At 69.2% G+C, this 25,442-nt stretch carries 37 protein-coding genes; 12 read left to right on the top strand and 25 right to left on the bottom strand.

Annotation, left to right across the window (positions count from 1 at the left end; all coding sequences use genetic code 11):
* Positions 1–92: 92 nt before the first annotated feature.
* The 7 genes from DL990_RS30805 to DL990_RS41975 form a co-directional block, all read right to left on the bottom strand.
* On the bottom strand, positions 93–566 hold the full coding sequence (locus tag DL990_RS30805; RefSeq protein ID WP_005150031.1) for a bifunctional nuclease family protein: 474 nt from the start codon (positions 564–566) through the stop codon (positions 93–95).
* A 219-nt stretch (positions 567–785) separates the two neighbouring features.
* Positions 786–1,556, bottom strand: coding sequence for a MerR family transcriptional regulator (locus DL990_RS30800; protein ID WP_199746669.1), 771 nt, complete (start codon positions 1,554–1,556; stop codon positions 786–788).
* On the bottom strand, positions 1,553–2,020 hold the full coding sequence (gene garA / locus DL990_RS30795) for a glycogen accumulation regulator GarA (protein WP_005150023.1): 468 nt from the start codon (positions 2,018–2,020) through the stop codon (positions 1,553–1,555). The genes DL990_RS30800 and garA overlap by 4 nt, the downstream gene beginning before the upstream one ends.
* A gap of 125 nt (positions 2,021–2,145) precedes the next feature.
* Positions 2,146–2,529, bottom strand: a complete 384-nt coding sequence (gcvH, locus tag DL990_RS30790) for a glycine cleavage system protein GcvH (RefSeq protein WP_125784149.1) — start codon at positions 2,527–2,529, stop codon at positions 2,146–2,148.
* Positions 2,530–2,591: 62 nt separating this feature from the next.
* Positions 2,592–3,227 (bottom strand): CDP-alcohol phosphatidyltransferase family protein, encoded by a 636-nt coding sequence (locus tag DL990_RS30785; RefSeq protein ID WP_125784151.1) that lies wholly within the window; start codon positions 3,225–3,227, stop codon positions 2,592–2,594.
* A gap of 38 nt (positions 3,228–3,265) precedes the next feature.
* Positions 3,266–3,499 carry a hypothetical protein gene (locus DL990_RS30780; RefSeq protein WP_125784153.1) on the bottom strand — a complete coding sequence of 78 codons (234 nt, stop codon included), beginning with the start codon at positions 3,497–3,499 and terminating at the stop codon, positions 3,266–3,268.
* 237 nt (positions 3,500–3,736) lie between these two features.
* Entirely contained in the window at positions 3,737–3,946 is a 210-nt protein-coding gene (locus DL990_RS41975; protein WP_233620625.1) for a hypothetical protein, read from the bottom strand.
* Positions 3,947–3,959: 13 nt separating this feature from the next.
* Between DL990_RS41975 and DL990_RS30770 the strand changes: the two genes are divergently transcribed.
* Positions 3,960–4,313: a hypothetical protein gene (locus DL990_RS30770; RefSeq protein ID WP_233598808.1), complete on the top strand. Its 354-nt coding sequence runs from the start codon at positions 3,960–3,962 to the stop codon at positions 4,311–4,313.
* Between the two features lie 23 nt (positions 4,314–4,336).
* Positions 4,337–4,714, top strand: a complete 378-nt coding sequence (locus tag DL990_RS30765) for a hypothetical protein (RefSeq protein WP_125800761.1) — start codon at positions 4,337–4,339, stop codon at positions 4,712–4,714.
* Between the two features lie 76 nt (positions 4,715–4,790).
* Here DL990_RS30765 and DL990_RS30760 read toward each other — a convergent pair whose 3' ends face one another.
* Together DL990_RS30760 and DL990_RS30755 are read right to left on the bottom strand one after the other, a co-directional pair.
* Positions 4,791–5,225 (bottom strand): hypothetical protein, encoded by a 435-nt coding sequence (locus DL990_RS30760; protein WP_233598810.1) that lies wholly within the window; start codon positions 5,223–5,225, stop codon positions 4,791–4,793.
* A gap of 17 nt (positions 5,226–5,242) precedes the next feature.
* Positions 5,243–6,178, bottom strand: a complete 936-nt coding sequence (locus tag DL990_RS30755) for a hypothetical protein (RefSeq protein WP_125800760.1) — start codon at positions 6,176–6,178, stop codon at positions 5,243–5,245.
* 109 nt (positions 6,179–6,287) lie between these two features.
* On the opposite strand from DL990_RS30755, the gene DL990_RS30750 reads away from it, so the two are divergent.
* Genes DL990_RS30750 through DL990_RS30735 form a run of 4 tightly spaced genes read left to right on the top strand, consistent with a single transcriptional unit; the run spans position 6,288 to position 10,052 of the window.
* Positions 6,288–7,256 carry an adenylate cyclase gene (locus DL990_RS30750; RefSeq protein WP_125800759.1) on the top strand — a complete coding sequence of 323 codons (969 nt, stop codon included), beginning with the start codon at positions 6,288–6,290 and terminating at the stop codon, positions 7,254–7,256.
* 2 nt (positions 7,257–7,258) lie between these two features.
* On the top strand, positions 7,259–8,233 hold the full coding sequence (locus DL990_RS30745; RefSeq protein ID WP_125784161.1) for a hypothetical protein: 975 nt from the start codon (positions 7,259–7,261) through the stop codon (positions 8,231–8,233).
* Positions 8,230–9,423 carry an adenylosuccinate synthetase gene (locus tag DL990_RS30740; protein WP_125800758.1) on the top strand — a complete coding sequence of 398 codons (1,194 nt, stop codon included), beginning with the start codon at positions 8,230–8,232 and terminating at the stop codon, positions 9,421–9,423. Before DL990_RS30745 ends, DL990_RS30740 begins: the two co-directional genes overlap by 4 nt.
* A complete protein-coding gene (locus tag DL990_RS30735; protein ID WP_125800757.1) occupies positions 9,420–10,052 on the top strand; it encodes an NUDIX hydrolase in 633 nt (210 codons plus the stop codon). The genes DL990_RS30740 and DL990_RS30735 overlap by 4 nt, the downstream gene beginning before the upstream one ends.
* A gap of 5 nt (positions 10,053–10,057) precedes the next feature.
* On the opposite strand, the gene DL990_RS30730 is transcribed toward DL990_RS30735, so the two are convergent.
* The 3 genes from DL990_RS30730 to DL990_RS30720 all read right to left on the bottom strand — a co-directional run bounded on the left by DL990_RS30730 (position 10,058) and on the right by DL990_RS30720 (position 13,685).
* A complete protein-coding gene (locus DL990_RS30730) occupies positions 10,058–10,816 on the bottom strand; it encodes a D-Ala-D-Ala carboxypeptidase family metallohydrolase (protein ID WP_125784167.1) in 759 nt (252 codons plus the stop codon).
* A 285-nt stretch (positions 10,817–11,101) separates the two neighbouring features.
* The gene (locus DL990_RS30725; RefSeq protein WP_125800756.1) at positions 11,102–12,805 is read right to left on the bottom strand and encodes an AMP-binding protein; all 1,704 of its coding nucleotides are present in this window, start codon (positions 12,803–12,805) and stop codon (positions 11,102–11,104) included.
* Between the two features lie 37 nt (positions 12,806–12,842).
* Positions 12,843–13,685: a crotonase/enoyl-CoA hydratase family protein gene (locus DL990_RS30720; RefSeq protein ID WP_125800755.1), complete on the bottom strand. Its 843-nt coding sequence runs from the start codon at positions 13,683–13,685 to the stop codon at positions 12,843–12,845.
* 118 nt (positions 13,686–13,803) lie between these two features.
* Here DL990_RS30720 and DL990_RS30715 point away from each other — a divergent pair, with 118 nt between their 5' ends.
* Positions 13,804–14,691 carry an alpha/beta fold hydrolase gene (locus DL990_RS30715; RefSeq protein ID WP_199746668.1) on the top strand — a complete coding sequence of 296 codons (888 nt, stop codon included), beginning with the start codon at positions 13,804–13,806 and terminating at the stop codon, positions 14,689–14,691.
* Positions 14,681–15,241 carry a GNAT family N-acetyltransferase gene (locus DL990_RS30710; protein WP_125800754.1) on the top strand — a complete coding sequence of 187 codons (561 nt, stop codon included), beginning with the start codon at positions 14,681–14,683 and terminating at the stop codon, positions 15,239–15,241. The genes DL990_RS30715 and DL990_RS30710 overlap by 11 nt, the downstream gene beginning before the upstream one ends.
* Here the strand turns inward: DL990_RS30710 and cobA are convergent.
* The 6 genes from cobA to rpmB form a co-directional block, all read right to left on the bottom strand.
* Positions 15,229–16,446, bottom strand: a complete 1,218-nt coding sequence (cobA, locus tag DL990_RS30705; protein WP_125784175.1) for a uroporphyrinogen-III C-methyltransferase — start codon at positions 16,444–16,446, stop codon at positions 15,229–15,231. The genes DL990_RS30710 and cobA overlap by 13 nt on opposite strands.
* A 54-nt stretch (positions 16,447–16,500) precedes the next feature.
* Complete coding sequence (locus DL990_RS30700; protein WP_125784177.1) at positions 16,501–16,908, bottom strand: ankyrin repeat domain-containing protein; 408 nt, start codon at positions 16,906–16,908, stop codon at positions 16,501–16,503.
* Between the two features lie 64 nt (positions 16,909–16,972).
* A complete protein-coding gene (gene rpsR / locus DL990_RS30695; RefSeq protein WP_125784179.1) occupies positions 16,973–17,221 on the bottom strand; it encodes a 30S ribosomal protein S18 in 249 nt (82 codons plus the stop codon).
* The gene (gene rpsN / locus DL990_RS30690; RefSeq protein ID WP_125784181.1) at positions 17,218–17,523 is read right to left on the bottom strand and encodes a 30S ribosomal protein S14; all 306 of its coding nucleotides are present in this window, start codon (positions 17,521–17,523) and stop codon (positions 17,218–17,220) included. The genes rpsR and rpsN overlap by 4 nt, the downstream gene beginning before the upstream one ends.
* A complete protein-coding gene (gene rpmG, locus DL990_RS30685; protein WP_005149953.1) occupies positions 17,523–17,690 on the bottom strand; it encodes a 50S ribosomal protein L33 in 168 nt (55 codons plus the stop codon). The genes rpsN and rpmG overlap by 1 nt, the downstream gene beginning before the upstream one ends.
* The gene (gene rpmB / locus DL990_RS30680) at positions 17,690–17,926 is read right to left on the bottom strand and encodes a 50S ribosomal protein L28 (RefSeq protein WP_020635051.1); all 237 of its coding nucleotides are present in this window, start codon (positions 17,924–17,926) and stop codon (positions 17,690–17,692) included. Before rpmB ends, rpmG begins: the two co-directional genes overlap by 1 nt.
* A gap of 84 nt (positions 17,927–18,010) precedes the next feature.
* On the opposite strand from rpmB, the gene mrf reads away from it, so the two are divergent.
* The 4 genes from mrf to DL990_RS30660 are packed head-to-tail and all read left to right on the top strand — an operon-like array spanning position 18,011 to position 20,770.
* Positions 18,011–19,264, top strand: a complete 1,254-nt coding sequence (gene mrf / locus DL990_RS30675; RefSeq protein WP_125800753.1) for a ribosome hibernation factor-recruiting GTPase MRF — start codon at positions 18,011–18,013, stop codon at positions 19,262–19,264.
* On the top strand, positions 19,261–19,518 hold the full coding sequence (locus tag DL990_RS30670) for a type B 50S ribosomal protein L31 (RefSeq protein WP_125784185.1): 258 nt from the start codon (positions 19,261–19,263) through the stop codon (positions 19,516–19,518). The genes mrf and DL990_RS30670 overlap by 4 nt, the downstream gene beginning before the upstream one ends.
* Positions 19,518–19,676: a 50S ribosomal protein L32 gene (gene rpmF / locus DL990_RS30665; RefSeq protein ID WP_005149940.1), complete on the top strand. Its 159-nt coding sequence runs from the start codon at positions 19,518–19,520 to the stop codon at positions 19,674–19,676. The genes DL990_RS30670 and rpmF overlap by 1 nt, the downstream gene beginning before the upstream one ends.
* On the top strand, positions 19,673–20,770 hold the full coding sequence (locus tag DL990_RS30660; RefSeq protein ID WP_125800752.1) for a GTP-binding protein: 1,098 nt from the start codon (positions 19,673–19,675) through the stop codon (positions 20,768–20,770). Before rpmF ends, DL990_RS30660 begins: the two co-directional genes overlap by 4 nt.
* A gap of 71 nt (positions 20,771–20,841) precedes the next feature.
* On the opposite strand, the gene DL990_RS30655 is transcribed toward DL990_RS30660, so the two are convergent.
* From DL990_RS30655 to DL990_RS30625, 7 genes are read right to left on the bottom strand one after another with little or no spacing between them, the layout of a single operon-like run.
* Complete coding sequence (locus DL990_RS30655; RefSeq protein WP_125784189.1) at positions 20,842–21,138, bottom strand: hypothetical protein; 297 nt, start codon at positions 21,136–21,138, stop codon at positions 20,842–20,844.
* Between the two features lie 53 nt (positions 21,139–21,191).
* Positions 21,192–22,043, bottom strand: coding sequence for an LLM class flavin-dependent oxidoreductase (locus DL990_RS30650; RefSeq protein WP_125800751.1), 852 nt, complete (start codon positions 22,041–22,043; stop codon positions 21,192–21,194).
* 51 nt (positions 22,044–22,094) lie between these two features.
* Entirely contained in the window at positions 22,095–23,516 is a 1,422-nt protein-coding gene (locus DL990_RS30645) for a class I adenylate-forming enzyme family protein (protein WP_125800750.1), read from the bottom strand.
* Between the two features lie 21 nt (positions 23,517–23,537).
* The gene (locus DL990_RS30640) at positions 23,538–24,230 is read right to left on the bottom strand and encodes a DUF899 domain-containing protein (RefSeq protein WP_125800749.1); all 693 of its coding nucleotides are present in this window, start codon (positions 24,228–24,230) and stop codon (positions 23,538–23,540) included.
* Positions 24,227–24,676, bottom strand: a complete 450-nt coding sequence (locus DL990_RS30635) for an SRPBCC domain-containing protein (protein WP_125800748.1) — start codon at positions 24,674–24,676, stop codon at positions 24,227–24,229. Before DL990_RS30635 ends, DL990_RS30640 begins: the two co-directional genes overlap by 4 nt.
* Positions 24,673–25,008: a helix-turn-helix transcriptional regulator gene (locus DL990_RS30630; protein WP_125784199.1), complete on the bottom strand. Its 336-nt coding sequence runs from the start codon at positions 25,006–25,008 to the stop codon at positions 24,673–24,675. Before DL990_RS30630 ends, DL990_RS30635 begins: the two co-directional genes overlap by 4 nt.
* Positions 24,998–25,429, bottom strand: coding sequence for an SRPBCC domain-containing protein (locus DL990_RS30625; protein ID WP_125784201.1), 432 nt, complete (start codon positions 25,427–25,429; stop codon positions 24,998–25,000). Before DL990_RS30625 ends, DL990_RS30630 begins: the two co-directional genes overlap by 11 nt.
* Positions 25,430–25,442 lie beyond the last annotated feature (13 nt).

The raw sequence follows: 25,442 nt of genomic DNA, 5'->3' as shown, positions 1-25,442 counted from the left end.
GTACCGACACCTCACCGCGGCCCTCACGACCGCACATACGATGAGGGGCGGCGCCGGTGGCGCCGCCCCTCGTGCGAAATCCCAGGATGTGCTCAGGTGTCCGCGCCGCGGAAGTCCTCCGGCGAGACCGAGTCGAGGAACTCGCGGAACTTCTCGACCTCGTCCTCCTGCTCGTCGGGGATGATGAGGCCCGCTTCCTCCAGCACCGCGTCGACGGCGTGGATCGGGACCCCGACCCGCAGCGCCAGCGCCACCGAATCGCTCGGCCGCGCCGAAACCCGGATGTCCCCGTCGAAGACCAGTTCCGCGAAGAACGTGCCTTCCTTCAAGTCGGTGATGACGACCTGCTCCAGTTCACGGCCCAGCGCCCCGATGACCTCCTTGAGCAGGTCATGGGTGAGTGGACGGGCCGGGCGGACTCCCTGCTGCTCCAAGGCGATGGCGGTGGCCTCGACCGAGCCGATCCAGATCGGCAGGTAACGCTCGCCTTCGGTTTCCCGTAGCAACAAGATCGGCTGATTCGCGGGTAGCTCCACCCGCACGCCGACGACGCGCATCTCGCTCATCGGGCTTCGCCTCCCTCTCGTGCGCACGGGCTGCAACGCTTGTCTCGACGACCAAGCGACGGCGATCCCGACGCTACCCGTCTTCCGAGCGCTGTGCTCGCTGTCTCCGACATTCTCGGTTCGCCTGTGGCAAACCAACTCTCACGGTACGGCATAGGCTGCCGAACATTCAGTCATTGACAAGTGGCCTCACAACGGCTCCCGGTCCCCTGGAGCGGTTCAACCGCCTGTGACTGCCCGTATTCCGGCCTTCACCAAGAGCGTGTGCAACGCCACGGTCAACGCGGCGAGCTCCCGGACGACCTCGTCGCCCCTCGCCTGGGCGTCCTCGTCACGATGCCGATACACGGGGGTCACGATCTGCTCCAGCAGGCCGACCTCGCGGTCGGCCGCGGCCCGGAAGGCACGCAGATGTCTCGGCTCTATACCGAATTCGGTCATCGCTTTCACGGTCTTCGCCACGAGGACCGCGTCGGGATCGAAGAACCCCGCCGCGCCTGGGCGGACGAGACCGTATTGCCGCAGCTCAGCCAGGGTGGCGGCGTCGATGCCCGCCTGGCGGAGGAGATCTTCCTCGGTCAGCCTGATCTCTCGATCGGTCTCGAAATCCCCGGGGGACGGCAGTCCGCCGTTCTCCCCCGGGGAGTCGAGTGATACGAGTTTGCGCGGCAACCGCGGCATCGCCGCGGTGTGCTCAGCGGACGCGGCGCCCTGATCCGCCGCGTCGAGCTGTTCCTTGATGACCTTCAGCGGGAGATAGTGATCCCGCTGGGCGGACAGGACGAATCGCAGGCGCTCCACGTCCGCCGGAGCGAACTGCCGGTACCCCGACGGGGTCCGGCCCGGCTGGACCAGACCCTCCGCCTCGAGGAACCGGATCTTGGAGATGGTGACATCGGGGAAGTCGCCGCGCAGCTGTGCCAGCACGGCCCCGATGCTCAACCCATCGCGCTGCGACGCATCCCGATCAGGCCGCCCGGCCGCCGTCACCGTGCCCCCTGGCCCCCGTGACCCGGGCCGGTCAGGAAGACCAGGCGGAACTTGCCGATCTGGACTTCGTCGCCACCGGCGAGGACGGCCTGGTCGACCGGCTCGCGGTTGACGTAGGTGCCGTTGAGGCTGCCGACGTCGATGACGACGAACTCGCCACCCTCACGGCGGAACTCGGCGTGCCGCCGGGAGACCGTGACGTCGTCGAGGAAGATGTCGCTGTCCGGGTGCCGTCCCGCGCTGGTGGTGTCGCGGTCCAGCAGGAAGCGCGAACCCGCGTTCGGTCCCCGCTTGACGACCAGCAGCGCGGAACCCGCGGGCAGCGCGTCCACACCCTGGACAGGGGCCTCGGCAGCCGGAGGAGCCTCAGTGCCTTCGACGTCGGCCAGGAAGTCGGCCCGGAAGACAGAAGTCCGCTCCGGAGACTGCTCCGGGGGAACGCCGGGCCCGTCGTTCGTGCTCACCTGAGCTCTCCTAACGCATGTGTGTTGCCACTACTCAAGAACGTGTGGAGGTCAAACGTACCGTGCCTGATCGAATCTCCGGCCCGCGGCTCCCCCTACTCTTCCCGAAGGGCCGCGGCCTGCGGCTATTCCTTGATCAGCGCCTGGTAGGCCTCGGCCTCCAGCAGGGATTCCACCGAGCTCGCGTCGTCGAGACGGAGCTCGATCAGCCAGCCCTCGCCGTAGGGGTCGCTGTTGATCAGCTCGGGCGACTCGGTCACCGCGTCGTTGACCGCGACCACCTCGCCGTCGAGCGGGGCGAACAGCTCGGAAACGCTCTTGGTCGACTCGACCTCGCCGAACGTGTCCCCCGAGCCGACCTGCTTGCCGACCTCGGGAAGTTCGACGAACACCACGTCACCGAGCTGATCCTGGGCGTACTCCGTGATGCCCACGCGCACGAGCCCGCCATCGCGCACGGAGACCCACTCGTGCTCCTCGGTGTACCGCAGTTCTTCTGGAGTGGACAACGCCGCTCCCCTTTCTCAGCCCTCACTCGAAACCGACGCGCGCAGTTTCGCATCCCGCCGGGTCAGGCGCCCGCCGCCTCCCGCAACTCGCCGGGTTCGGCCGTTCGCAGCGCCCGCACCGTCTGGACGACGTACAACACGCCTGAATAGACGTAGAGGACCGCGCCCCACGCCGTGAAGGCGTATCCGATCGGCCGGGCGATCGCGGCGATGTCGGATCCGCCCTGGGTGAGCAGCAGGAAGGGGAAGGCGTACATCAAGACGAAGGTGGCGCCCTTGCCGATGTAGGTGACCTCCGGCGGGGCGAAGCCGCGGTGCCGGAGCAGCAGTACGCAGACACCCAGCACGGCCTCGCGGACGACCAGCGGGACCACCAGCCACCAGGGGATGATGTCGCGGATCAGGAAGGCGATGAGGGTCGCGAGGATGTAGAGCCGGTCGGCGGCGGGATCGAGCAGCTGGCCGAGCCGGGACATCTGGTTGAGCCAGCGGGCGAGTTTGCCGTCGAGCCAGTCGGTGAGCGCGCTGAACACGAGCAGCGCGAGCGCCCAGCCGTCCTCCTTCGGGCCGAGGAGCAGCCAAAGGAAGACCGGCACCCCGGCGAGCCGGAGGATCGAAAGCATGTTGGGGACGTTCAGGGCCTGCCGCCAGAGGGAAGGCTCTTCGCTGGTCACGCTCGGTTCGGGGGGCGTACTCACCCGCTCAGCCTAGCCAGTGGCGCGCACGCCCTCCCGCGTCAGCTGGCCCGGGTGTGTGTCCAGCCGCGGCGTTGCAGGTCCGCGCTGGTCAGCGCCACGGGCCTGCCCCGGTGATCGGTGCCGACCCAGCGATTGTGGCCGGCGGAGCTTTCGAGGACGTACGGGCGGCCGCCACACCAGACGACGGTGCACGGTGCCGTCGGTGGCAGCTCCGTGCTCGCCGGTGCGGTGGCCTGGGGTGACGCGGGGTCGGTCTGTTCGTCGGTCTTCATCACTCTCACGGTTTCGTGACGGGGACTGGGACACGCCGGAGCGCTACCTTTCTTTTCGGCAGAACGGCGCCGCGCGTTAACGGGTCCGGCGTGGATTCGTCCGATCGGTTCGCAACGACAGTGGGGTGTTGTCGCGCTGTGAACGGCATGTTAATCGTCCACAATGGACAGTTATTGGGCGGTCCTCGCGTATCGCGGCACCGGGGGCGCGATAGCCTCCCGCGAATCGAACGTGGCTCAATGCCACGGCTTCGGGCCCGGCCGGGTCAGAATGGGCCGACCACGACCGGCCGACGAAAGGATCGCCTTGCCCGTCTCGACGACCACGGGAACGTGGCGGCGCCTGTTCGCGGCCTGCGCCGTCGCCGGAACGCTCGCCGCCTGTTCGGGCGACGATCCGCCACCGCCTGTCACCTCGATGTCGGCCTCGCCTCCCTCGGTTCCCACTGCGGTGTCCAGCGTGTCGGTGCCACCGATCCCGTCGCAGACCCCGCCGAGCCGCGCCGCCCCGCCTCCCACTTCCCAGCCGAAACCCGCTGAACCGGTTCAGGGTTCGTGCGGCACGGTCACCGCGGCCAGCGGGCTGACCTTGCAGGTGCTCAACGGACCCGGGGTCTCGTGCGCGGACGCGACCGGGATCGTCGGTTCGTTCCACAAGAGGATCGCCGGACGGCAGTCCGCGGGCTCGGACGAACCCGTCAGCGAGACCGTGGACGGCTGGCTGTGCGTCTCCGGCGCTCCCGCCGCGCAAGGCGGCACCAGTTGCGGCAAGGGCGAACAGAACGTGTTCGCCGCCGTCGTCCCCGTCGAATGAACCATCCCCGAGAAGAAGGGCCCATGAAGAGCCTCGCCGTACTTCCCGCCGCGTTCGCAATCGTCCTGCTGAGCGGTTGCGGAGCCGATCCAGCTCCCGCCGCCGCGCCGGCGCCGTCCTCCCCTGCCGCCGCCTCGGCGCCCGCCGGGACGCCCTGCGGCGAGGTCGCCGGGCTCCAAGGCGCGAAGAACAAGGTCGTCGCACACGGGAAGACCGACTGTGCCGAAGCGACTCAGGTGCTCACGGACTACTTCACCAAGCTGACGCCCGCCGAAGCCGCGTCGCCGCAGGGGCCCGGTCCGGTGGTGATCGGCGCCTGGACATGCGGAAGCGGGCCGAACGATCCGGTGACGAGTTGCTCGACCGAGGACGAGCGCCAGATCGAAGCGACGCGTTCCTGAGCGCGAGCCTGACCCGGCGCGCGGTTTCTGTTCCAGGTTCCCACTGCCGCACAGTCCACTGTGGCCGGACGCACGTTCAGTCCTCGCGACGCCGCTTGCCGACGTCCAACCGGTACAGGACGACGCCCACTATCACCATGCCGACGAGAAAGAGACCCAGCGCGCCACCTGCCGAGACCTTCCAGATCAACGGCGATCTCGTCCGGTAGGCGAATCCGTCACCGGCGAAGACCGTGTCACCCCGCGCGATCTCCTCACCCAGGATCCGGCCGCCTCCGGTACGACCGTCGGCGAAGCGCCATTTCCCGGAGCAGTAGGGGGTCTGGCCGTTCACCGCGGATCCCTCCGAGGTGCACCCCGAGATCTCGGTGACCGTGACGTCCTCGCCGGTGCTCAGTTCACCGATGTCGGAACCGAGGAAGCCCCAGACCAGACCGAAGATCAGCAGAAAGGGGATAACGGTCGAAAGCGCCGAGGAAAGAACTCCGGGCTTCCGCGCATTTTCCGGCACTGGAGTCCTTTCGTCGATCACTGGAGCTTCAGCAGGACTTCCCGCTCGAGTTTGCCGACGAGGAGGTACTCGGGCCGATATCCGGGCGGGACCACGAAACAGACGAGACCCGTGGTGCCGTCGAAAGCGCCGGGAGCGCCCGCACAGTCCTTGACCCGCTCCGGCTCACCGTGTTCGTCGGCCGACAGCTCCAGCGGCGTGTCGCCGAGGCGGGACGCCTCGATCCGCAAGGTGAGGACGTGGAATCCGCTCAACCACGCCTCGGCACCCTCTGGCGGTCCGGGCCTGCTGTCGAGCACACGCACGGCCGCCTCCCCGGAGACGGCGGTCTGTCCACGGGCGAACACCGGTGGCGGCCCCCATAAGTCGCGCCGGAGTTCCCAGAAATTCGGGACGGGGTCGGCCGCCTCACCGTAGGCCGTCCCGCCGAACCCGACCGGCGTCAGCACGACGAACGCGGCGAAGGCCAGCCCGGCGACGAACGGCAGCGCCTTCCGCGCGCCCCCCGGTCTCGCCACTTTGACCAGCACGATGGCCGCGAGCACCAGGAGTGCCAAGCCGAGGGACATCGCCGCGATCTTTTCCCACGGATGGTGGGCTTCCACGACGTCGGTGGCCCCGCGTACGGACAAAACCCGGTCCGTCACCGACGAAAGCCGGGCGACCACCGGATCAGCGAGGCCGAACGTGTCTCGTGTCGGCAATTCGATCGCGCGGCCGTCTTCGGCGATCGCCAGGACGTCGTAGCTGGTATGCGGGCCGTGCTGTCCTTCGCTGGTCGTGGAGTTCCACTCGGAGATCACCGCGCGCACGTCGTACGTGCCGGCCAACCCCTCGACGGTCCACCGCCCGGCGAAGGCCGCGACGGTTCCCCAGACGATCCCGATCACGAACGCGGTGATCATCGTGTTCGTGCGCTGCCTGTCTTTCCGATCCGGTTCGCGGACGACCACCAACACCCCCTGTTCGGCTCGCCCAGCCTATTGCCCGAAGCCGCCGAGCGGCACGGGATTTGTACCCACCCCCTTGCGGATCGAAGTAAGAGTCGTCTAGACTCAAACTATGCTCACCAGGGAAGACGCCGTGGCGATGATCGAGAACACGGTCGACGCGGCCGCTCTGTTCACCCGCCATCGCTACCGCGAACTGGCGGCCGTGCTCCACCCCGACCGCAACCCCGGCGACGACCGCGCCCACCGGGCCGCCGCCACCCTCAACCACCTCCACGACGAGTGGAAACGAGCCCGGCGCCAGACGGTCACCACCGCGACGTCGGCGTACACCCTCGCCGAGCCGCTCGCGGTGGGCAGCGTCGCGACGACCTACCGGACCACCGGCCCTCATCTGGTCAAACTCGTCCGCGACCCGGCGCTCAACCCGCTGATCCACGCCGAGTGGGCGGCGTTGCGCACGCTCGACGGCTTCACCGAACGGCACCGGTGGCTGCGTCCCTACTACCCGCGGCTGCTCGACACCTCGGGTCCGGTGGCGCGGGGCGACCGTGCCTTCAGCGTCCTCGATCCGCTCGTCGACGGCTTCGTCACCCTCGCCGACATCGGGAAAGCCTTCCCTGGCGGGCTCGACGGCCGCGACTACGCGTGGATGCACCGTCGCCTCCTGCGTGCCGTGGCGGGCGCCCATCGCGCGGGTGTCGTCCACGGCCACCTCACCGCGGACAACGTGCTCGTCCATCCGGGACAGCACGGCATCGTCCTCGCCGGCTGGTCCTTCGCCGTCGAAGACGGTGTGCTCCCGCTGGCGGCGGACAAGTCCATCCAGTACCCGCCGGAAGTCCACAAAGGACTCCCGATGACCGCGGCGACGGACGTCCACATGCTCCACCGCATGATGCTGGAACTACTGGCGCCGAACGAGACCCGCCAACGCGAGTTCGCGACGTGGTGCACCCAGGACATCCCGGCGCAACGACCCGAAGCTGCCGATCTGCTCGACGAGTACGACGAACTGCTCGACGACCTGTACGGCCCCCGCACCTTCCGACCCTTCACCATCCCCGAGACAGGAGCCTGACCATGGGACACGGACACTGGGACGACAACGCCTACGCCGCCGCGAGGACCTTCCGCGCGGCCAAGGGCGAGGACGATTTCGGCTACACCGCCGATCTCCGCTCCAAACCCGCGAAAGAGTGGAAGGTCGCGCCCGCGCTCGACCCGCTGAACGCCGTCCGGGAATGCCGGGATTCGGCCGACCACACCGATTCGACGCCGATCGCGGTGCTGTTCGACGTCACCGGCTCGATGCGCCGGGTGCCGCGGATCATGCAGGGCAAGCTCGGCAAACTGCACGGCCTGCTCAAGCGCCGGGGTTACCTGGCCGACCCGCAGGTCCTGTTCGGCGCGATCGGTGACGCCGACAGCGACCGGGTCCCGTTGCAGATCGGGCAGTTCGAATCGGACAACCGGATGGACGAGCAGCTGCGCACGATGTTCCTAGAAGGTGGTGGCGGCGGGCAGAAGAGCGAATCCTACGAGCTGGCCGCCTACTTCATGGCCAGGCACGTGGTCACCGACGCTTGGCAGAACCGCGGCCGTAAGGGCTATCTGTTCATCATCGGCGACGAGCTGAACAAGCCCGCGCTGGAGGCCCGCCACATCCGTCACGTGATCGGGGACGACGTGCGGGAGGACATCGACCCGGCGTCGGTGTACCGGGAGCTGGCCCGTAAGTGGCACGTCTACTTCGTGCTGCCGAACCAGTCGTCGTACTACAACGACCCGCAGATCGGCGAGCACTGGAGCGGTCTGCTCGGCCAGAACTTCCTCAAGCTCGACGATCCCGGCGCGGTGTGCGAACTGATCGCGGCCACCATCGGGCTGGAGGAACGGGTCGTCGACGTCGACCGGGCGCTCGCCGACCTCGCGGACGTCGGCTCGGTCGCCGAAAGCAAGGCGGTCGGCAAGGCGCTGGCGAAGCTGGGCACCAAATCTGTCGTCACTTCGGCGGTGCCGGAGCCGGACGGGCCGAGCGACGTGGTGCTGCGATGAATCTCCTGGACGGACACGTGGTGGTGGTCGGGCTCGGCTTCGGCGACGAAGGCAAGGGCGCGGTGGTCGACGCGCTCTGCGCCGCCCGGCCCACCACCGCCGTGGTCCGCTTCAACGGGGGCGCGCAGGCCGCGCACAACGTCGTCGTGGACGGGCGGCACCACACGTTCAGCCAGTTCGGGGCGGGCACGTTCGCCGGCGTGCCCACCCATCTGTCGCGGTTCGTGCTGGTCGAGCCGTTCGCGCTGGCGGCCGAAGCGCGGCGGCTCGAGGCGGCTGGCGTCCGGAATCCGCTCTCGCTGCTGAGTGTGGACGGGAGTGCCTTGCTCACGACCCCCTTCCACATTTACGCGAACCGGGCCAGGGAGGAGGCCCGAGGCGCGAACCGGCACGGCTCGTGTGGGAAGGGGATCGGCGAGACCGTCTGGTACTCGCTGCTCGCGCGGGCCGCGCCGGGTGAAGTGGTGGAGGGCCAGGAGGTGATCGGGACGCCGGGGGAAGCGCCCACGGTCGCCGACTGCGCCACCCCGTCGGTGTTACGGCGCAAACTGGACGCGCTCGCGCGGTTCTACGCACCGCTCGCCACGCCACCGCACACCGTGGACGAACTGGTGGCGCTGTACCGCGATTTCGCGGACGCGGTGCGGATCACCGACGGCGGCGAGCCAGGGCGGCTGGCGGACTCCGGACGGCTGGTCTTCGAGGGAGCGCAGGGGGTTCTCCTCGACCAGCACCACGGATTCCACCCGCATACGACCTGGTCGACCACCACCCCGCACAACGCCCGCACCTTGCTGGCCGGGCGCCCGCACGCGGTACTGGGTGTCACGCGGACCTATCTCACCCGGCACGGCGCGGGGCCGCTGCCGACCGAGTCCGCCGCCGTGCTCGCCCGTTTTCCGGAGGCACACAACGAAACCGGCGACTTCCAGGGCGCGTGGCGGGCGGGCCATCTCGACGCGGCCCTGCTGGACTACGCGATCGCGGCCTGTGACGGCGTGGACGCGTTCGCGGTGACCCACCTCGACGCGACCGGGCTGAAGGTCGTACCCGATGACGGCTCCCCCGCCGTCGACCTGCCGGATCCGGCGGCGTGGTTCGGCGCGCGGCTGCCGGTGGCCGTCGCCGGATACGGCCCGGACAGGGCCGGTTACCGGGTCGTCGAGGCAAGGTCGACAATCAACGCGTGATCGAGTCGACGCCGGTGTCCGTTGACGTGCTCGTGGTGCGGTTCGCCCCCGGCACCAGGACCGTATTGCTGGGAATCGCGCCGCGAGCCGCCGAGCCGTTCGAGGGGGAACTCGCCCTGCCGGGGGTGCTTCTCGGGCTTGGGGAGCGGTTGCGGGGCGCGGCGCACCGAGCGGTGGTCGGCAAAATCGGCCTACCGTCCGACGCGCTCTCGGCGACGGGACAGCTCGCCACCTTCGACGAGCCGAACCGTGACCCCCGCGGTCCCACGCTCTCCATCGCCTTGTGGGCCACGGTGAATCCCGCGCTAGACGAACCGGGGAACGTGGTGTGGGCTCCACTGGACGAAGTCCCGCCGCTGGCGTTCGACCACGACCGGATCGTGGCGGACTGCCGCCCGATGCTGGCCGAGAAGCTGTGGCGGGACGTCGCGTTCACCGCCGGGCTCCTCGGCCCGATCTTCACGACGGCGCAGGCTCTGGACGCGACCGAAGCGCTGACCGGGGACCGCCCCTATCCGGCCAATCTCGGCCGGACCATGGAGCGGGTCCCCGGGCTGCGGCGCACCACCGAACACGCGGCCGCCCTCCCCAAGGGAGGACGGCCGCCGTCGTTGTGGCGCTGGGAGTGACGAGGTCAGATCCCGCAGGAGGACGCCGACCAGAACCGGGTGGACCGGTGTGCCACGTGCGTGTGATCGTTGTGGCCGGGGTAGCCCGGGCCGAGGATTTCACTGAACCCGTGGTTTCGGGCCTGCTTCGCCAGCCCGCAGAAGCCCTGTGAGCCCGCGCCGAGGTCGACCGCGTCGCCGTAGAGGTGACGGCTGTTGGTCGCCCCGCCGACGGCGTTGTTGCAGGCGACGCTGCGGAAGCCGCCGTTGACGTCGATCGGCCGGTCGCCCATGGCGTGCCGCATCGCCTGCAGCTTCCACATCGAGACCAGCGCGTTGGCCTTCGCCGTCGCCGCTGAGACGTTGCCGCCCGACCAGTCGGAGTTGCACCGGTTCAGTTCGGCGTAGGTGAAGTTGACCGGCGTGCAGTCGTCGTCCTGCAACGCGTAGAGCTTGGTGAACGTGGCCGATCCGGCGATGCCGTCCGCGGCCAGCCCGTACGCCTGCTGGAAGCGGGTGACCGCGGCCTTGGTGCCCGCGCCGAACTGGCCGTCGATGGCGAGCACACCACCGTAACCGGGATATCCGGCGACGCGGATCTGCAGTTGCCGGACGTCTTCACCGGACGCGCCTGCGGACAACGTGCGTCCCCAGGAGTAGCAGGCGTCGGCGACGGACACTTCGCCCGCCGTCACCGGACCTGGATCGGCGGCCGCCGGGGTGGCGACCGCGGTACCGAGCCCGGCCACGAGGGCGAGCATCGGCAGGAGGAAACGAATGCGCATGACAGGAACACCTTTCAAGACAGGGAAGGTGAGACCCGTGACCCCCACGGGTTGTCAACGATTCACTGCACAGGATGCTAACGCGGTTCCGGTTACCGCACTGTGGGTCGTTCGACCCACACGGCCCGCGACCCGATGAACGACGCGTGGCCAAACCCGTAACTCGCGTGATTGGAAACGTAACTCGCGTGATTGGAGGCGAAACACGCCGGCTGGGCGAGTTACGCCCTCAAACACGCGAGTTACGTCTCCAATCACGCGAGTTCGGAGTTCGGGACCGGGCCCTCAGCCCTTCAGCTCTGGGAAGTCCTCTTCGCGGAACTCGCCCGCCGGCCGTTCGGCGGCGTCGTTCTCGCGTCCCCGGAGTTCGACCCGCCGGATCTTGCCGGAGATCGTCTTCGGCAGCTCGGCGAATTCCAGCCGCCGGATTCGCTTGTACGGGGCCAAATGTTCCCGGCAGAAGGCCAGGATGGACAGCGCGGTGTCGGCCGTGGGCTCGTGTCCGTTCGTGAGGACGACGTACGCCTTCGGCACCGCGAGCCGGATCGGGTCGGGCGCGGGGACGACGGCCGCTTCGGCGACCGCTTCGTGTTCCAGCAGGACACTTTCCAGTTCGAACGGGGAAATCCGGTAGTCCGAAGCCTTGAAGACGTCGTCCGTCCGGCCCACGTAGGTGATGTAGCCGCGTTCGTCGATCGAGCCGACGTCTCCGGTGTGGTAGAAGCCGTTCGCGAAGGCCGCGGCGGAGCGCTCCTCGTCGTCGGCGTATCCGGCCATCAGCCCGACGGGCCGCTTCTCGAGGTCGAGGCAGATCTCGCCCTCCTGCGCCCGCTCGCCAGTGACAGGGTCCACGAGCGCCACGGTGAATCCCGGCAGCGGACGGCCCATCGAGCCCGGCACGACCTCTTGCCCCGGGGTGTTGGCGATCTGGACGCTGCTCTCCGTCTGCCCGAATCCGTCGCGAATCGTGACGCCCCACGCCTTTTCGACCTGGTCGATCACTTCGGGATTGAGCGGTTCGCCGGCGCCGACCACCTTGCGCGGCGGCGTCTTCAGCACGGACAAGTCAGCTTGGATGAGCATCCGCCACACTGTCGGCGGGGCGCAGAAGCTGGTGATGCCGCATCGTTCCATCTGCGCCATCAGGGAAACCGCGTCGAACCGCGCGTAGTTGTGGAGGAACACCGTCGCTTCGGCGTTCCAGGGCGCGAAAACGTTGCTCCACGCGTGTTTCGCCCAGCCAGGCGAAGAGATGTTGAGGTGGACGTCGCCCGGTTCGAGGCCGATCCAGTACATTGTGGACAGATGGCCGACCGGGTACGAGACCTGCGTGTGCTGCACCAGTTTCGGCTTCGCGGTGGTCCCCGAGGTGAAGTACAGCAGGAGCGGGTCTTCCGCCGCCGTCGGGCCGTCGGGCGTGAAAGTGTCCGCTTCCTCGTAGGCGTCCACGAAGGACTGCCAGCCCTCGGCCGGTTCCCCGACGGCGATACGGGTGTAGTCGCCCTCGACGTTCTCGAACTTGTGGGCGTCCACCGAGCGGATCACCACGTGTTTCGCGGCGCCCCGCTCGACCCGGTCGGTGAGGTCCGCCGGGCCGAGCAGGGTCGAAGCCGGGATGATGACCGCGCCCAGTTTGATCGCGGCGAGGATCGTCTGCCACAGCTCACCCTGGTTGCCGAGCATCAGGATCAGCCGGTCGCCCCTGGCCACGCCGAGCGAGCGCAGCCAGTTCGCGACCTGGTTGGACCGCCGCGCCATCTCCGGATAGGTCCAGCGGTTCTCGATGCCGCCCTCTTCGACGATCCACAGCGCGTCGCGGTCCTGATTGGCCGGGTCGGCCGCGACGACGTCGAACCAGTCCAGAGCCCAGTTGAACTCGGCGGGCCTCGGCCAGGTGAAGTCTCGATAGGCGGTTTCGTAGTCCTCGCGATGGGCCTGCAGATAGTCCCGTGCCTCGCGGAACGTGCGGTATGCCTCCGAAGCGCTCACGATCGTCCTCCTGGTCCTGGGTGGCCGCCGGTTCTTTCTACTCTCCCTTGAACTCGGGCGCGCGGCGCTCGAGGAAGGCCTGGACGGCCTCGCCGAGGTCCTTGCTGGGCAGGAACGCCGCGTTCCAGGCCGAGACGTAGCGCAGGCCGTCCGCGACCTGGCGTTCGGTGTTGGCCGACAGGACGTTCTTGGTGCCCTGCACGACCAGCGGCGGGTTCGTGGCGATCTCCTGCGCCAGCTTGCGAGCCTCGGCGAGCAGGGTGCCCTGGTCGGCGTAGACGTCGTTGACCAGGCCGATCTTCTCCGCACGAGCGGCGTCGACGTCCTTGCCGGTCAGGGCAAGTTCTCGCAGGTGCCCCTCGCCGATGATCGGCGCGAGCCGCTGCAGGCTGCCGAGGTCGGCCACGATCGCGACCTTGACCTCGCGCACGCTGAACTTCGCGTCCGCGCTCGCCACGCGGATGTCCGCGGCCGCGATCACGTCGACGCCGCCGCCGATGCACCAGCCGGAAATGGCCGCGATGACCGGTTTGCGGCATTCGGCGATGGAGGACACGCTCGCCTGGAGGGTCTTGACCTCGTCGAGGAACTTCGTGCGCGGGCCCGCGAGCGCGTCGCCGCCGAGCATTTCGCCCCAGCTGGGCATCATCGCGGGAAGGTCGAGCCCGTAGGAGAAATGCTTGCCACTGCCGGTCAGCACGACCGCCCTCACCTGCGGGTCCGCATCCAGTGCGCGGAAGACGATCGGCAGCTCACGCCAGAAGTCGGGGCCCATCGCGTTGCCCTTGGACGGACCGAGCAGCGTCACTTCGGCGACGTGCCCGTCGATCTCCACCTTGAGCGAAACGAGATCGGGAAGACTGTCAGCTGTAGCGGTCATGAGGTCATCTTGACTCATGTGATTGACAGGTTGCCAACGGCCACTGTGCCCGACCGCTCCTGAGATGCTTTCCTGGTACTACCGGTGAGTACCGACGATCGACGAAGGACGGTGGGACATGAGCCCGGCCAGCAGCGCCACCGCGGTCGCCGACCTGCCCGCGCCCAGCACCGCGCGCGGACGCGAACGCTCCTCCCGGCCGATCGAACTGTCGGGATCCTTCACCCATGAGGGTCACCGGCTCGCCTACACCGAGTTCGGCTCCGGTGACCGGGTCGTCGTGCTCACCCACGGCATCATGCTGACCAGGCGGATGCACGCCCCGCTCGCCCGTAAGCTGGCGCGAGCCGGGTTCCGGGCGGTGACGCTCGACCTGCTCGGTCACGGGGACTCGGACCGGCCCACCGACTCGTGGCTGTACTCGATGCCCGCGTTCGCGGAGCAGACCGTCGCGCTGCTCGACCATCTGGAGATCGACGCCGCCGTCATCGGCGGTACGTCGCTGGGCGCCAACGTCGCGCTCGAAGTGGGCGTCGCCGCGCCGGACCGCGCGCTGGGGCTGGTCGTCGAGATGCCCGTGCTGGACAACGCGATCGTCGCGGGGCTGATCACGTTCGCGCCGCTGCTCATGGCGGCCCGGTTCCTGCCGGTGACGGTGCAGGGGGTGGCGCTGGCGGCGAAACTCGTGCCGCACGGCAACCAGTGGGTCGACGTCGTCACCGACACGCTGTCCCAGGAGCCCGCGCCGATGGCCGCGCTCCTGCACGGCGTGTTGTTCGGCCGGATCGCGCCGCCCAAGTCGATCCGGCGGAAGATCGAGACCCCGGCCCTGGTCATCGGGCACGAGCGCGATCCGATCCACCCGTTCGGCGACGCCGACACGCTGGCCGCGGACATGCCGGCGGCCGAGTTCGTCCAGGCCCGCAGCCCGGTCGAACTGCGCTTCGACCCGACCCGCCTGACCGAGGCCATCGCCGACTTCTCGGCGCGCTGCCATGACCGCTGATCCGGCGCCGACCCGGGACACGGGTGTGGAGGAGTTGCGGACCGCACGCCTGCTCCTGAGCCGTCCCGGCCCCGGAGACCTGGACGCGATCTTCGCCCTCCACACCGATCCGGAGGCCTGCGCGCACAACCCCTCGGACATGCTGGAGACGCATAAAGACGCGGAACTGCTGCTACTCCGCTGGTCGCACCAGTGGAACCGGTACGGCTTCGGGTACTGGACGGTCCGGTCGCACGGGTCACCGGAGGTGCTGGGGTTCTGCGGGGTGAAGATCGTCGGCTTCAGGCACCAGGCGGTCCTGAACCTCTTCTACCGGTTCTTCCCTTTCTCCTGGGGTGCCGGATACGCCAGTGAGGCCGCCGCCGCGGCGGTGGACTGGGCCCGCGTCCACCGGCCGGACGACCTCGTGATCGCCCGTGTCCGGCCGGACAACGTCGCGTCGCGGCGGGTGGCGCTGCGGGCGGGCCTGGTCCGGGCCGCGCACCTCGACTCGTCCGGCGACGACGGGACCGACTGGTTCTACGTCTCGAAGGATGATTACGAGGGTTGAGCCAGCCCCGCCACCGGGCCGAACACGATCACCGCGGGTGGCCGCACCCCGGCCGTGGCGGCGTCGTCGACCACCTTGTCCAAAGTGGAGCGAATTACCCGCTGCGTGCGCATGGTGCCGTCCTCGACGATCGCCACCGGCGTGTCGCCCGGCCGCCCCGCCTGGAGCGCCTTCGCGAACTGCGGGAGCCGCTCGACGCCCATCATCAGCACGATCGTGCCGCGCATCTTCGCCAGCAGATCCCAGTCCACCAGCGACTTCTCGTCGTCCGGTGCGACGTGGCCGGACACCACCACGACCTCGTGCGCGACACCGCGGTGGGTCACCGGGACGTCCGCCGCGGCGGGAACGGAGAACGCGCTGGTGATGCCGGGGACCATCGTCACCGGGATACCCGCTTCGGCGCAGGCGAGGACCTCTTCGAAGCCGCGGCCGAAGAGGTACGGGTCGCCGCCCTTGAGCCGCACGACGAACTTGCCGGCCTTGGCCCGGTCGATCAGCGTGGAGTTGATCACGTCCTGGCTGGCGGCGCGGCCGTACGGGATCTTCGCGGCGTCGACGATCTCGACGTGGGGCGCGAGTTCGTCGAGCAGTTCGCGCGGCGCCAGCCTGTCGGCGACGACGACGTCGGCCCTGGCGAGGAGACGGCGGCCGCGGACGGTGATCAGTTCCGGGTCGCCGGGGCCACCGCCCACGAGGGCGACGCCGGGCAGCTCGTCGTGGGCGTCCGGCACGCGGCCGTCGGCGACGGTGCCGGCGCGGAGGCCGTCGAGGACGCTGTCCCGCACGGTGGCCGACCGCAGCGGCTCACCACCGGAAAGAACGCCGACCAGCAGGCCGCCGTGCCTGCCGGAAGCCGGGGTGACCGCGCTGCCGAGGTCTCCGTCGTCGGCGCGGACGCAGAACACCCGCGCGCGTTCGGCCTCGGCGCAGACGGCGGCGTTGACCTCGGGGTCGTTCGTGCACGCCAGCGCGTACCAGGCGTCGGCGAGGTCTCCGTCGGTGTAGCGGCGCTCATGCCAGACGATCTCCCCGGCGTCGGCCATGGCGCTCACCGACGGCGTGGTGTGCGGTGAGACCAGTTCGACCCGCGCGCCGGCGCCGATCAACCGCGGCAGACGGCGCTGGGCGACCGTCCCGCCACCGATCATCACGACACGACGGCCGGCCAGGTCGAGGCCGGAGAGGTAATGCGGGTCATCCATGCGGGGCAGTGTAAGGATTCAGTGGCCCGGACCGCGATCCGAGTGAGGACCGCCTCAGCCCTGGAGCAGCTCGAGCAGCTCGGCGTTGCCGAACATCCTGGCCGCGTCGATCGCCGACGGCTCCCCCGCCGTCGCGTCCGCGCCCCCCTTGAGGAGGGCCTTCACGACCTCGGGTTCGTTCTTGAAGACCGCGCCGGCCAGCGGGCTCTGGCCGCGGTCGTTCTCGCGGTTCGGATCGGCGCCGCGTTCGATCAGGGCCGCGACGGTGTCCGCGTGACCGTGGTAGGCGGCGAGCATGACCAGTGTGTCGCCCCGGTCGTTGGTCAGGTTCGCCGAAACGCCCGCGTCGACGTACGCGGCGAGCTCCGCGGCCGCGCCCGAACGGGCGAAGCCGAAGACCTTCGCCCACAGCTCCAGCAGTTCGGGATCGAATTCCTCGGCCTGTCCGGGGTTCTCCGTCATGGGCCCGATTCTCCCACAGCGGTCGCGGTCCGGGCGGTGTGTCGCACCGCCCGGACCGGCGGTGTCAGCGCCCCGCGTTGGGGTAGGGCAGCAACGCCATCTCGCGGGCGTTCTTGATCGCCGTGGCGACCTGCTTCTGCTGCTGCGGGGTCAGCCCGGTGACGCGCCGGGCGCGGATCTTGCCGCGGTCGGAGATGAACTTCCGCAGCAGATCGACGTCCTTCCAGTCGACCTCGGTGATCTTGTTGGCGCGCAACAGGTTCGTCTTGCGTTTGAAGGGACGGTCGCGGTTCGGCTTGCCCATCGCGCTCACCAGCTCGACTTCGTGACGCCGGGCAGTTCGCCGTTGTGCGCCATCTGCCGCATCCGGACCCGCGAGAGCCCGAATTTCCGCAGGTAGCCGCGCGGGCGGCCGTCGGCGGTGTCACGATTGCGGATCCGGGTCGCGCTGGCGTCGCGCGGCATCGCCTGCAGGGCCGACACGGCCGCCGCCTTCTCCTCGGGCGACGCGGAGGGCGAGGCGATGGTGGCCTTCAGCTCGCGACGGCGTTCGACGTAGCGCGCGGCGATCACCTTGCGCTGGTCGTTCTTGGCGATCTTCGACTTCTTGGCCATCAGCGCTCCTCCTTGAACTCGACGTGCTTGCGCGCGACCGGGTCGTATTTGCGCAGCACCATGCGGTCCGGGTCGTTCCGGCGGTTCTTCTTGGTGACGTAGGTGTAGCCGGTGCCGGCGGTCGAGCGGAGCTTGATGATCGGCCGGATGTCGGTGCTCTTGGCCATCAGAGCTTCACCCCTTTCGCGCGGAGCCCGGCGACGACGGCCTCGATCCCCCGCTTGTCGATGGTCTTCATGCCCTTCACCGAGACCCGTAGCCGGACCCAGCGTCCTTCGCTCGGCACGAAGTACCGCTTGGCCTGCAGGTTCGGCTCCCAGCGCCGGGACGTGCGCCGATGCGAATGCGACACCTGCTTCCCGTAACCCGGTTTGCGGCCGGTGACCTGGCACACGGCGGACATATACCCTCCCCAGTTGATATCGGTTGTCGTTTTCATTTACTCTACACAGCCGAACCAGAACGCCCTCGACGCCCCGGAGCTTCAGTGACCGACAACCCCCGCGTGCCCCTCGTCCTGATCAGTGGCCTCGCACCGGGACCGAACGCCGACCTCGCCGAGCGGCTGCGCCTCGCCGAACCCGGCACCGCCGTCGTGCACCACGACCTCAGGCAGATTCACTCCGGCGTGGTCAAGCGGCGGATCCGGCTCGGTGACCGCGACCAGCTGACCGTCCTCGAACTCGCGCACGGCTGCGTCTCGTGCACGTTGCGCGAAGACCTGCTGCCACTGCTGCGCAAGCTCTCCCGGATGCCGCAGGTGCGGCGGATCGTGGTGCGGCTCGACGAGGCCATGGAACCCGAGCCGGTCAGCTGGGCGCTGCACAACGTCCTGGTCGGCGAACGGCCGGTGATCGAGGACGTCGATCTCCGGGCCGTGCTGACCGTCGTCGACTGCACGGGCTGGCTGGCCGACAGCACCGGCGACGACACGCTGGCCGAACGGAACCTGCGGGCCAGCCCCGAGGACGAGCGCACCGTCGCCCAGGTCGCGCTCTCCCAGGTCGAGTTCGCCGACCTCCTGGTCCTCGCCGGAGCGGCGACGGACGCCTGGTCCGCGGCGAAGGCCTCGGCCGTGCTCGACCGGGTCGCGCCGTCGATCCCACGCGTCGAGCTGTCCACTGTGGACGGCAAGACCGTGCTCGACGCCGTCCCCTCCGACGCCCGGCGCGGCGAGGTCACCGACATGCACGGACCTCTGCTGCGCGGCGAGCCGCCGTTGCACACCGACTGCGGCATCGGGCTGCTCACCTTCACCTCGCAGCGCCCGTTCCACCCGGAGCGCCTCCACGACGCGATCGACGTCCTGCTCGACGGCGTCGTCCGCACCCGGGGACGGCTCTGGGTGGCGAGCCAGCCGGACATGGCGCTGTGGATCGAGTCCGCGGGCGGCGGTCTCGGTGTCGGGCACGCCGGGGCGTGGCTCGCCGCCCCCGGCGGACCGGACTGGGCGGACGTCTCCCCCGAGCGGCGCACCCTCGCCTCCCTGCGCTGGGACCCGCTGTTCGGCGACCGCGCGCAGGAACTGGTCGTCGTCACCGATCAGGCCACCCCCGAGGAGATCGAGTCCGCCCTGAACGGGGCGTTGCTGACCGAAGAGGAGCTCGCCGCCGGGGAGCAGGAATGGCTCAGCTACCCCGATCCGTTCGGCGAGTGGCACGAAGAACCGTGTGAGGACACGGAAACCGACCCTGAGAAGCACGACGTGAACGTGTCGAACCGAAAGGACGAAACGCAGTGAAACCGGGAATCCACCCCGACTACCACCCTGTGGTGTTCAAGGACCTCTCCACCGGGGACGCCTTCCTGACGCGGTCCACCGCCACCTCGGAGCAGACCATCGAGTGGAGCGACGGCAACACCTATCCGGTGGTGAACGTCGAGATCAGCTCGTGGTCGCATCCGTTCTGGACCGGCAACCAGCGGATCATGGACACCGCGGGCCAGGTGGAGAAGTTCCACCGCCGCTACGGACGGCGCGGAGGGTCGAAGTAATGGCAGTCCCGAAGCGGAAGATGTCGCGCAGCAACACCCGGTCCCGGCGTTCGCAGTGGAAGGCGGCCGTGCCCGATCTGGTGCCGATCAAGGTGAACGGCGAGACGAAACTCGTACCGCGCAAGCTGATGAAGCATTTCCATCAGGGTGGGGAATGACGACGCCGGTCACGGTGCTGTCCGGCTTCCTCGGCGCGGGCAAGACGACCGTGCTCAACCACGTCCTCGCCAACCGCGACGGGCTGCGGGTGGCGGTGATCGTGAACGACATGAGCGAGGTCAACATCGACGCCGCGCTGGTGCGGGACGGGAACAGCCTGTCCCGCACCGAGGAACGGCTCGTCGAGATGACCAACGGCTGCATCTGCTGCACCTTGCGCGACGACCTGCTGGAAGAGGTCTCGCGGCTCTGCGAGGACGGCCGGTTCGACTACCTGCTCATCGAATCGAGCGGGATCTCCGAGCCGATGCCGGTGGCGGCGACGTTCTCGTTCGCGCGTGAGGACGGCGCCACCCTGCTGGACTCCGCGCGGCTCGACACGATGGTGACCGTGGTCGACGCGGTGAACTTCGAGCAGGAACTCGCGGCGGGGGACGCGCTGACCGAACGCGGGCTGGACCAGTACGACGGGGACGAGCGGACGGTCAGCGACCTGTTGATGGACCAGATCGAATTCGCGGACGTCCTCCTGCTGAACAAGGCGGATCTGGTCCCGGCCGGCTCCCTCGACCGGCTGACGGCGGTGCTGCGGCGGCTCAACCCGGCCGCCGAGGTCGTCGTCTCGACACACGGCCGGGTCCCTCTCGACCGGCTGCTCGGCACCGGGCGCTACGACGTCGAGCGGGCGCAGGAAGCGCCCGGCTGGGTGGCCGAACTCAACGGCGATCACGTTCCGGAGACGGAGGAGTACGGGATCTCGAGCGTGGTCTTCCGTGCCGGGCGGGCGTTCGATCCGGAACGGCTGTGGGACTTCGTCGGCAGGCTCGATTCCGGGGAGTTCGGGACGGTCCTGCGGTCGAAGGGGTTCTTCTCGCTGGCGTCACGGCCAGGGGTGACCGGATTGTGGTCGCAGGCCGGGTCGGTCGCCCGGTTCGAGCCGCAGGGTGTCGAGGAGACGCCGCGGCAGGAACTCGTGTTCATCGGGGTGGGGCTGGAGGAGGACGCCCTGCTGGACTCGCTCCGGTCCTGCCTGTGCACCGGTTCGGCCGGCGCGGATCCGTTTCCGGAGTGGGAAGCGGTGCACGTCCACTGAGGTGGCGGGTCAGGGTGGTCGTGAGTGCTGAGTGACGTTGGAACGCCACTCACCACTCACGACCGGCACGCTCAATGGTCGTCGTAGTGGTCCCCGTGCGCGGCGTGCCGGTGGCCGTCGTGCAGGTAGTCGACATGGTCGCCGTGCGGCACCGCGACGTGGCCGCAGCCCTCACCGTGTGCGTGGTCGTGACCCTGGTGCGGGATGTGGTCGCCGGTCTCGCACTCGTCGAAATGCCCGTCATGCGGGCGGTGCAGGTGACCGTCGTGCACGTAGTCGACGTGGTCGCCGTGCGGTACGGCGACGTGGCCGCAGCCTTCACCGTGTGCGTGCGTATGGCCGGCGTGTTCGGTGTGGGCGGCGGTCATGATCGGGTCCTTCCTGATCGAAAATGCCTGATCAGGCGGACCGTAGCACCGGGCTACCGGCCCAGCAGCGCTCTCACCCGACCGAGTGTCCGCACCTGGTCTGCCCAGCGCGGGCCCGCCAGCCCGACGACGACGTGGGCCGCTCCTGCCTCACCGTAGGCCGACAGCCGTTCGGCGACGGCCTCGGCGGAACCGGTCAGCGGCAGGGAGATCGCCTGGTCGAGCGGCATCCCGTAGGCGTCTCCGATCCCTTTCGCCAGGTCCTCCACCGGCAGCAGGTCGGCGTCCCCGCCCAGCGTGCCGGTGGCGCCGACCGCGATCACCGGATCCGCGACGCCGAGATCGATCAGCCGTCGCCGTCCGGCGGCGACGGCTTCGGGCGACAGGAGGGAGGGGAACCACCCGGTGCCGTGTTCGGCGACCCGCTGGAGCACGAGCCTGCCCCGGTTGCCGACCCAGATCGGCGGGACCGCCACCGGCGGCGCCAGTTCGACGACGGCGTCGCCGATCCGCACCTCTTTGCCCGCCAGCAGGCCCGGCAGCAGGCGGAGCGCCTGGTCGGTGCGCGGGCCGCGTTCGGCGAACGACACCCCGGCCGCCGCGAACTGGGCCTCTCCCCCGCCCGAGCCGATGCCGAGGATGAGCCGTTCGCCCGACACCTGCTGCAACGAGGCGATCTGCTTGGCCGCCCACGCCAACGGCCGCATCGCCGGGACGAACACGCTCAGCCCGATCCGGATCCGGGTCGTGACCGCGGCGGCGACCGCCAGCCCGACCGTGCTGTCCAGCGAAGGACGTCCGGTCATCAGGTGATCGCCGAGGAACACACTGTCGAGGCCCGCGTCCTCGGCCTGCCGGGCGGAGACACGGAGATCGTCGGCCGGGAGGATCACACCCAGTTTCATGGGCCCATCGTGCGACCTCCACTTGACTGGAGGTCAAGGCGCTCATCACGGTCAGGCGATGTGGCGGCGGTGCCCGGCCCAGAACGGCTCGCGGAGCGCCCGCTTGTCGACCTTGCCGATCGCCGTCAGTGGCAGTGTGTCGGCGAAGTCCACATCGGACGGTACGAAATGCTCCCGCCCGAAGAACTCCCTGGCCTCTGCCCGGACTTCTTCGGCCGACAGCGCTCCTGAAGCGACCGGCACCACCACGGCGTGGACCCGCTCGCCCTCGCCTCCGTCGCCCGGCACACCGAACACGGCCACGGACCGGATCAGCGGATGCCGCGCGAGCGCGTTCTCGACCACGGTCGAGTACACCTTGGTGCCGTGCTCGCCGGTGATGATGACGTCGTTCGCCCGGTCCAGCAGGTAGAGGTATCCCTCGTCGTCGAACCGCCCGAGGTCACCGGTCCGCAGCCAGCCGTCCCCGATCGGCGCCGACCCGTGGTAACCGACCATCATGGCCAGTCCGCGCACCAGGACCTCACCGTCGTCGATCCTGGCCTCCATGCCCGGCACGATCCGGCCCACGGACTCGAGCCGCTCCGGCCGCCCGCCGAGTTCCGCCGCGGAGATGCTCGCGATCATCGGCGCCTCGGTGAGCCCGTATCCCTGTCCGACGACGGGCCCGAACACCTCGAGCGCCTGAGCCAGCCGTCTCGGCGGAAGCGGGGCGGCACCCAGCGAAAGCTGCCGCACACTGCTGACGTCGGTCGACGTCATGGCCGGATGGTCGAGCACCGCGGCCAGGCGCGCGGGAGTGAGGGACAACGTGGTGATCCGGTGCTCCGCGATCGCGTCCAGCACCGTGCCCGCGTCGAAGCCCCGCAGCAGCACGACACTTTCCCGCCGCAGGATCGCGCCGAGCACGGTGGCGTTGCCGGTCATATGCGTCATCGGCGCGATCAGCAGCGTGCGTCCCGGCGCCGCCGGATCCGGCGCGAAGATATGGGCCATCCCGTCGTAGATCCCGCTGTGCCGGATGAGTTTCGGCGCCCCGGTGGTACCTCCGGTGGGAAAGATGGCGGTGACCGACTCCGGCAGCTCCGCCGGATCGGTACCTTCGCGGTCCACCAGCTCGTCGAGCGTGGTCACCCGCGCGTCGCCGGCGGGCCAGTCCGACGGCTGCTCGGTCACCAGGATCGTGACCCCGGCCGCCTCGACCGCGGCGAGGCGATCCGGCGAACTCGCCGACGCCGCGACGAGCAGCACGGTCGAACCCCGCAGCTGCGCGGCGATCTGCAGGAGGACGGTTTCCGGCCGGTTGCCGGCGTCGATGGCGACCACCCCGTGCTCCGGCAGTCCCGCGTACATCCGGCGTACCAAGTCGAGCGCGTGCCCGTAGCCCGTCTCCAGGCCGTCCTGGCTGAACAGCACCTCGTCGCCCCCGGAACGCAGCGCGTCCAGCACCCGGGTCAGGAACAGACTCTCCACCGGCCGGACCCTAACCCAGGGTCAAGACCCCGAGCAGCACCCGCCGCCGGACGAAGCGGAGTCCTCGTATGCGTCGTGCCAGTTCCACCACTCGTAAGGCGGCGTCTGCGGATAGCCCTCCGGCGAGTCCTCCCACTCCTCCTGCCGCCCCAGCGCGGTGATGTCGAGGTAGCTCCACGTGCCACCCATCGCTTCGTCGCCGCGGGCGTCGACGAAGTACGTGCGGAACACCTGGTCGCCTTCGCGGATGAAGGCGTTGGTGCCGTGCCATTCGCCGACCCCGAAGTCGACGTCGAAGTCGCCGGCGATCGTGTACCACGGCATCGTCCAGCCCATCCGCGCCTTCAGCCGCGCGATGTCCGGTTGCGTGCCCCGCGAGGCGAAGGCCAAGGTGGTGTCGCGGGCGTTCAGGTGCGCGACGTGCGCGACCTGGTCGGCGATCAGTGAGCAGCCTTTGCAGGCGTGGTCGGGAAAACCCTCCACCCCGGGATCGAAGAAGGCCCGGTAGACGATCAGCTGGCGTCGTCCTTCGAAGAGATCGAGCAGGTTCGCCGTCCCGGACGGACCGTCGAACTCGTACTGCTTCTGGATCGCGACCCACGGCATGCGCCGCCGCTCGGCCGCCAGTGCGTCACGGGCGCGGGTCAGCTCCTTTTCCTTCACCAGCAGACGAAGCCGCGCCTCTTCCCATTCCGCCGGCGAGACGATGTTCATCCCGCCAGCTCCGCGGGCAGGACGCTTCGCCGGTTCGGCTGCCCCTCGCCGGTCGTGATCAGCTCGCGCAGGCTGGTGCCGACGTAGAAGGTCCATGCCTTGTGGCAGACGTCGAAGCATTCGTACTCCGGGACCAGCCCGTGGTGGGTGAAACGCGCTTCGGTCTTGCCGTCCTTCTCGGCGATCTCGAACGTGATCGTGGTGCCGACCCATTCGGTCTTGTCGCGGGTGAAGTCGAAGTGGTTCTCGAGGACCAGCCAGGACACCTTGCGGCCCGGCACGGACTCGGTGATCCGCATCCGGCAGCGGTGGAGCTCCTCGTAGTGGTACTCGAACTCGTCGCCGGAGTGCACGACCTCCTTCGACCACCACCCGCGGACGTCGTTGAAGGCGTCGAAGACCTGTCGCGGCGTCTGGTCCACGGTGAAACTCGTCGTAAAGCTCATGATGTTCCCTCCAAATGGTCTTTGAGTGCCGCGAGCGGCCCGTCCCAATCGCGGGCGAGCGCGGCGAGGAATTGCTGGGCGACCTGCATCGGCGCCGAGTGCAGCCGATAGCGGACGCGGCGCCGCTCCCCCTGCTCCGGGATCACCAGCCCGGCGTCGGTGAGCAGCGCGAGGTGCTTGGCGATGGCCTGCCGCGTGATCGGCAGCCGGTCGGCGAGGTCGGTCGCCGTGGCCGGGCCGCCCGAGGCGAGGACGGCGAGAATGCTCCGCCTGCTCGGGTCGGCCAGTGCGACGAAGACCTGTTCGGCGATCGCTTCGGTGTCAGACGGCATCGAGGTATTCGATCAGTTCACCCAGTTCGGCCGCCCACCCCTTCGTGTTCCCTTCGAACGCGACACGGTGAGCGTCTTCCGGCAGCTGGGAAAAGCCGGACTCGACGACGGTGAGCCGGGTACCGGCACCGGCCGGTTCGAGGGTGAACTCGACGTAGGTGCGGCGAGGGTCGTCGTCGGGGAGACCGTAGATGTTCCAGGTGAAGCCGAAAATCTCCGGCTCTTCGACGCGCTCGACGCGCATTTCCGCCTTGTGCCCCTCGTCCCATTTCATCTCGGCCTCACCACCGGGGCGCAGGTCGATGCTCGCCTGGTTCCCGAACCAGGTGCCCAGCCCCTCGGCCGTGGTCAGCGCGGCCCAGACCTTCGCGGGCGGATGGGCGATTTCGACGGTGCGTTCGATCCGGTCGGGGAATCCCACGACAGCCTCCTCA

The sequence above is a fragment of the Amycolatopsis sp. WAC 01416 genome, from assembly GCF_003947485.1.
In the GTDB taxonomy this organism is placed as follows: domain Bacteria; phylum Actinomycetota; class Actinomycetes; order Mycobacteriales; family Pseudonocardiaceae; genus Amycolatopsis.
This window is presented reverse-complemented; position numbering and strand designations above follow the sequence as displayed.